This is a genomic window from Jiella endophytica (assembly GCF_004519335.1).
GTDB classification, from domain to species: domain Bacteria; phylum Pseudomonadota; class Alphaproteobacteria; order Rhizobiales; family Rhizobiaceae; genus Jiella; species Jiella endophytica.
Map to the genome: position 1 here is coordinate 1 of NZ_SOZD01000022.1, position 4936 is coordinate 4936.

Annotated in this window: 6 protein-coding genes; 3 read left to right on the forward strand and 3 right to left on the reverse strand. The window is 59.6% G+C overall.

Annotation, left to right across the window (positions count from 1 at the left end; all coding sequences use genetic code 11):
- Positions 1-145 (reverse strand): type II toxin-antitoxin system RelE/ParE family toxin (locus E3C22_RS24265; protein WP_245515180.1); only part of this gene is annotated, 145 nt, incomplete at its 3' end.
- A complete protein-coding gene (locus E3C22_RS24270) occupies positions 142-405 on the reverse strand; it encodes a type II toxin-antitoxin system ParD family antitoxin (protein WP_245515179.1) in 264 nt (87 codons plus the stop codon). The genes E3C22_RS24270 and E3C22_RS24265, both read right to left, overlap by 4 nt.
- A 545-nt stretch (positions 406-950) precedes the next feature.
- Here E3C22_RS24270 and parA point away from each other — a divergent pair.
- The 3 genes from parA to E3C22_RS24285 all read left to right on the forward strand — a co-directional run bounded on the left by parA (position 951) and on the right by E3C22_RS24285 (position 3241).
- The gene (gene parA / locus E3C22_RS24275) at positions 951-1604 is read left to right on the forward strand and encodes a ParA family partition ATPase (RefSeq protein ID WP_134764471.1); all 654 of its coding nucleotides are present in this window, start codon (positions 951-953) and stop codon (positions 1602-1604) included.
- Positions 1601-1876, forward strand: a complete 276-nt coding sequence (locus E3C22_RS24280) for a plasmid partition protein ParG (RefSeq protein WP_134764472.1) — start codon at positions 1601-1603, stop codon at positions 1874-1876. Before parA ends, E3C22_RS24280 begins: the two co-directional genes overlap by 4 nt.
- Before the next feature lie 138 nt (positions 1877-2014).
- Complete coding sequence (locus tag E3C22_RS24285) at positions 2015-3241, forward strand: replication initiator protein A (RefSeq protein WP_134764473.1); 1227 nt, start codon at positions 2015-2017, stop codon at positions 3239-3241.
- A gap of 1072 nt (positions 3242-4313) precedes the next feature.
- Here E3C22_RS24285 and E3C22_RS24290 read toward each other — a convergent pair.
- Positions 4314-4646, reverse strand: coding sequence for a hypothetical protein (locus tag E3C22_RS24290; RefSeq protein WP_134764474.1), 333 nt, complete (start codon positions 4644-4646; stop codon positions 4314-4316).
- Between the last annotated feature and the right edge of the window lie 290 nt (positions 4647-4936).

Consider the following 4936-nt stretch of genomic DNA (forward strand, 5'->3'; position numbering starts at 1 on the left):
GTGGGTGATCCGCCAGCATGAAAAGTTTCTGTTCGATGCGATCGAGCATGCGATCGGCTGCGGTCTCATTGTCATCGGCAATGTAGCCCCAGACCTCAAGGAGATCCTCTCTCGCACGCGGCCGTCGGGTAATGCGCAGGCTCAAGATTGAACTTTCTTCTCGTTCCTCTTGCGCCGAGCTTCCGCTTTGATCGCAGCCATGTCCAGCGGTTCTGCCGCCCCGCTGTCGTCCCCTTCAGCAATCATCCGTCGAAGCGCCTCAAGCTTGGCTTCGCGGATCTGCTCACGCTCCTCCACCAGACGTAGACCATCGCGGATGACCTCGCTCGCCGTCGCATAGCGGCCGCTTTCGATCATGCTTTGGAGCATTCGTTCGTAATGTTCGCCGATCGTAACACTTGCCATTAGACACCTCCTAATGTGATTTAATACCATTTTATAACACTATGGACAAGCGGCAACTGACAAGCCGTATTTACGGCGATACGGCGAATAGATGCGTTTTCGGGTGCTCCTCCGGTGGTCGTGCTAGAATCGGCGGATGACATCGACTCCGGCCAAAACACCGCAAATCGCTGTCTCTGAGTTTAAATTGACCCGCGCACGTGCCGAGAAGATCTGCGCTGTCGAGGGATTGAGATTGAACGAGCAGATGGCGCTGAGGTTTGCCGAGGCAGATGCTCGCGGATTGTCGCCTGACGAACGGCGGGAGCAGATCCGAACGATGTTCGCCAAAAGGCCGTTGCCACAAGACGGACCTTGAGCCGCATTTACGGCTTTACGGTCCTACGGCGCGGATCATTCATCCATAATCAGGACTGTGGCCGCTCCGTCGCACCCCTTTCCTTCATCTTTTGGTTATGCCTTGCGCGCACCGTATTGCCGTATCACCGTATCCACGGAAAGCCGTGTTTACGGCGCGCCGTAAACTGCGAAAGGGGCCTAACCTCATGATCATCGGGATTCTGAACCAGAAGGGCGGGGTTGGGAAAACCACCCTCAGCATCAACCTTGCCGCCGCATTCGCCATCGCAGGCCAGCGGGTCCTAGTCGTCGACGCTGACCCCCAAGGCAGCAGCCTCACCTGGTCGAGCGCCCGCGCTGCTGAAACCGCACCCCTCTTCCCCGTCATCGGCATGGCCAAGCCCACGCTGCACCGGGATCTGCCCGAGATCGCCAAGGACTATGACATCACCATCATCGATGGTGCCCCGCGGGTCAGCGAACTCGGCCGCGCCGCAATCCTGGCCAGTGACCTCATTCTGATACCAGTGCAGCCGTCCCCGTTCGACGTCTGGGCAACAGAAGACATTGTGGGACTCATCAAGGAAGCACGGCAATTTAAGGAAGGGCTGAAGGCCGTATTTGCGGTGAACCGTAAAATCGTAAATACGGCGATTGGTCGGGACGTGCTCGACGCCTTCACTGACGAGAGCTTCCCGGTGCTCAAATCCCAGGTGTGCCAGCGCGTCGTCTATGCCGAGAGCGCAGCCCAGGGCCTGACCGTCATCGAAGTGGCTCCGGCGGGGGAAGCCGCGCGCGAGGTCAAAGCCCTGGCGAAAGAGCTGCTGCGATACGACAATCAAGAAAGGAAGGCCGCATGAGAAAAGAGATCGTATTCAAGCCTAAGCCGGCCACGACACCCATGCCGACTGCCGCAGAAGCATGGGTTGATCAGGGTGGGCAGAAAGAGGGCAGGGCGCCTCTGACAATGGTCCCTGAAGCGCCTGAAGAGAAGCCACGCAAGATGGTCCGCTTCACGCTCGACGTGGATGCTGAGCTGCACTCCCGCATGAAAGTCGCGTGCGCCATGAAAGGCGAGAAGATGTCGGACGTCCTGCGGGCAGTGCTGATGAAAGAGTTCCCGTCGGAATGACCGGAGCACCGCATTTACGGCGATACGGCGCGCCGTATTTGCGGCGGTACGGCTTCAGATGATGTTTGTCCTCAGTTTTCTGCCGTGCGGATGGGCATCGCGCTTGGTGGCTGCGCCAAGCACGGGCATGGTCAAACCATGAGTCGCACCAAACTCAACCTGCTCAGCCGCGAGGAGTTCGCGGCATTCTCGCTGCACGAGAAGAACACCTATCTGCAGGAGCTGGCTGACCGCTTTGCCGCTCAGCACGACCGCGAACAGGTCATTCTGGACAAAAACGCCCTCAGTCGGCTGCGGCGCTACTACAGCCGTCGGGTTTGGGCCGATCTCAAGCTCGGTGATGCGCCGGCCTCGCCGTTGAACAAGGCCCTTGGCCGCCTGGCGGAAACCATCCGCAGCGAAGCCGTGCGGGAAGACGTGACGGCCGCCCTGCTGCAGGAGACGACCTCACGCACCGTGCTGCGTGCCGCCCCCGACGATGACGCCCAGCTGATGTTCTTCGTACCGGCCATTTACGACGCGCCGATCAAGGACGACGTCAACCTGATGGACGTCGCCCCGTTCTCGCTGAGCAAGCGGGCCCGTACCGGCATCATCCAGTATGAGCTGAAGGACTCGCTGATCACTATCGAGGGCGGGGCCGAGACCGGCCTAGCCACGGTGTTCGACTACGACATTTTCCTCAACATGGTCTCGGCCCTGGCCGACGAGGTCCGCCGCTACCGGGTCGAGGACGGCAAGGGTCTACGCCCAAGCCTGCCGTCCAAGGTTTACCGGCCGAGTGTAGCGCACATCCTGAAGTTTTGCCGACGTTCGAGCGGCGGCCGCCAGTATGAGGAGATCGAGGCCGCGCTAGGGCGCTTGTCGAAGACCACGATCAAGGTCACCAACCTGTCCGGCGGTAAGCGCCGCCAGGTCGACAGCCGCCCGCTCATCGGCGAGTACCGGATCATCAGTAAGACCTCTACCGGCAAGGTCGACGAGGTGGAGGTCACGATCCCAGATTGGGTCTATCTCAGCATCGTCCGCGCCGACAAATCCTTGCCGCTGCTGACGCTGCACGAAGATTACTTCCTCATCTCCTCCGGCCTCGGGCGTTTCATCTACCGGCTGGCGCGCAAGGCGGCGGGGAAAACGGAAGCGCGTTATGGCGTGCGTGAGATCCACAAGCGCAGTGGCTCGCCGCAGGAATACCGGTTCTTTTTGCGTGATCTCAAAGAGCTGGTAACCCGCACCCAGGCCTTTCCGATGCCGGATTACGAGTTGACGCTCGAGGAGAGTAAGGACAGCGCCAAACTGTTCATGCGCTTCCGAGGCGACGAAGCCGCTCCTGCCGAACCCTTGGCCGAAGCAGTCGACCACTGATTTTGTCGGAGAACCCGTCTATCGCCCACGACAAAAATCTGTCGTCGCTTAGCGTCTATTACCCACGACAAAATTGCCGGCTTGATCATGCAAATACGCCACCATCGCCTGTGGATAAGTTTTGTCGCAACCGTCTATCGGCCACGCAAAACCGTCTATCGCCCACGACAAGCCGTCTATTACCCACAATTGGCCGTCTATCGCCCACAGGTGTTTTGCGTAAGCCTTTGATATAACGGGGCAAATCGGCCTATTTTTGTCCTAAAACTTAATTAAAACTATAAAAACATATTAAAACTCGCTGACGCGACATTTTTAAATTTTGAATGAAAGGAAATGAGGCTCTCAGCACTGACTGAGGACGAGCCAAAAAGTAGGGCTGGAGAAGAAGGATTTGAGGCGAACTGAAGCGGCCACAGAGACATTTTCGGCGGGCCGCACGCCCAATCCTTCATCCTGACCTTCGAAACACTCCACAGCGGTTCTCAGAGGCTTATGGCGTCGCAAAGCGAGGGGATGAAAGCTAGACGGGCAAAGCCCGCCATGCTCGAGCCCTGTTCAGGCTTTGGAAATGGAAAAGCCACCCCTTTCGGAGTGGCCTCATTCCGTGACGGTCATCGCTGTCCCCAGCTGTACCGTGCCGGGAGAATAGCACGGGGCAGGGCGGTTGTGAATCCATCTACCACTACTCCGCCCTGCAGACCTGTCCACGCCGGCAGCAGCGCCCGGCCAGGACGGTTTTCTTGTCGATCAGGATGGCGACGGCGCGGGTGTATACACATCTCGCCTCATTCCGTGTGGAAATATCCTCGGGGGTGTGGGGGCAGACAGCCCCCACGGGGTACGTTCTGCACAGCGCTGGCCTGGAGCCTTAATCGGTCGGGCGGCACGGAGGGGGTGCAGGGGGCTTGCCCCCTGCCGGCACCGGAGGTGCCGAGGTTCCACGCCTGTCATGAAACATTCGCGAAACAGCGAAGAAACATTGGCTGCGGCAGGACCCTGGCGTGGAGGCGCTGGGCGATCACGCGTGTCCTGAGGGCTATGCTCTCGAGATTGACGAGATCCGCCGCGGTCATGGCGCCGGCAGGGCACAGGCGGCGCCGAGGTAGTGCAGAAAGACGCCGGAGAAGGAGCTCAGCACGACGCCGCCGATCGCCAGCGCCAGATAGCCGCCGTTCTGGAAGCGACTGAAAGCCCAACCGAGGATTCCGACCATGGTGAGAATGAGAGCGAGAGTCTGGCCGAAGACGGCTTGGACGACAGCGAGGATGGCGCACAATGCGAAGGGGGTGCCGCCGAACCAGCCCCAGGCGAGATCGATGAGAAAGGCGTTGCCGAGAAACAGAGCTACGGCGGCGAAGATGTTGGCGAGGAGACCGGTCACGGTCATCTCACGGGTCGACATGATGGCCACATCCCGGGCAGGTGGAAGGACGGGGTGAGAGCTTGGCGGTATAGAGGGATCAGTGCAACACAGGCGGGAGCAGGATGGACATGAAAGGAGTAATAGCGCACTTATACATCGCTGCGCGACATAGGTGGCCCGGCCGCCACGGGGACGTGAGCTATGGCCGGATGGGAGCGCGTTTACGCGCTGTGGTTTTTGGGTTCTGAGGGAGACGCCGATGGCGTCGTATCACTTCGCGGTGCAGGTGCTGAGACGGGGATCGAAGGTCGACGCCCGGACGGGGGAAA

Coding starts and splice junctions, on each gene's coding strand:
- E3C22_RS24270 (WP_245515179.1), bottom strand. CDS start 405: ATGGCAAGTGTTACGATCGGCGAACATTACGAACGAATGCTCCAAAGC.
- parA (WP_134764471.1), top strand. CDS start 951: ATGATCATCGGGATTCTGAACCAGAAGGGCGGGGTTGGGAAAACCACC.
- E3C22_RS24280 (WP_134764472.1), top strand. CDS start 1,601: ATGAGAAAAGAGATCGTATTCAAGCCTAAGCCGGCCACGACACCCATG.
- E3C22_RS24290 (WP_134764474.1), bottom strand. CDS start 4,646: ATGTCGACCCGTGAGATGACCGTGACCGGTCTCCTCGCCAACATCTTC.
- E3C22_RS24285 (WP_134764473.1), top strand. CDS start 2,015: ATGAGTCGCACCAAACTCAACCTGCTCAGCCGCGAGGAGTTCGCGGCA.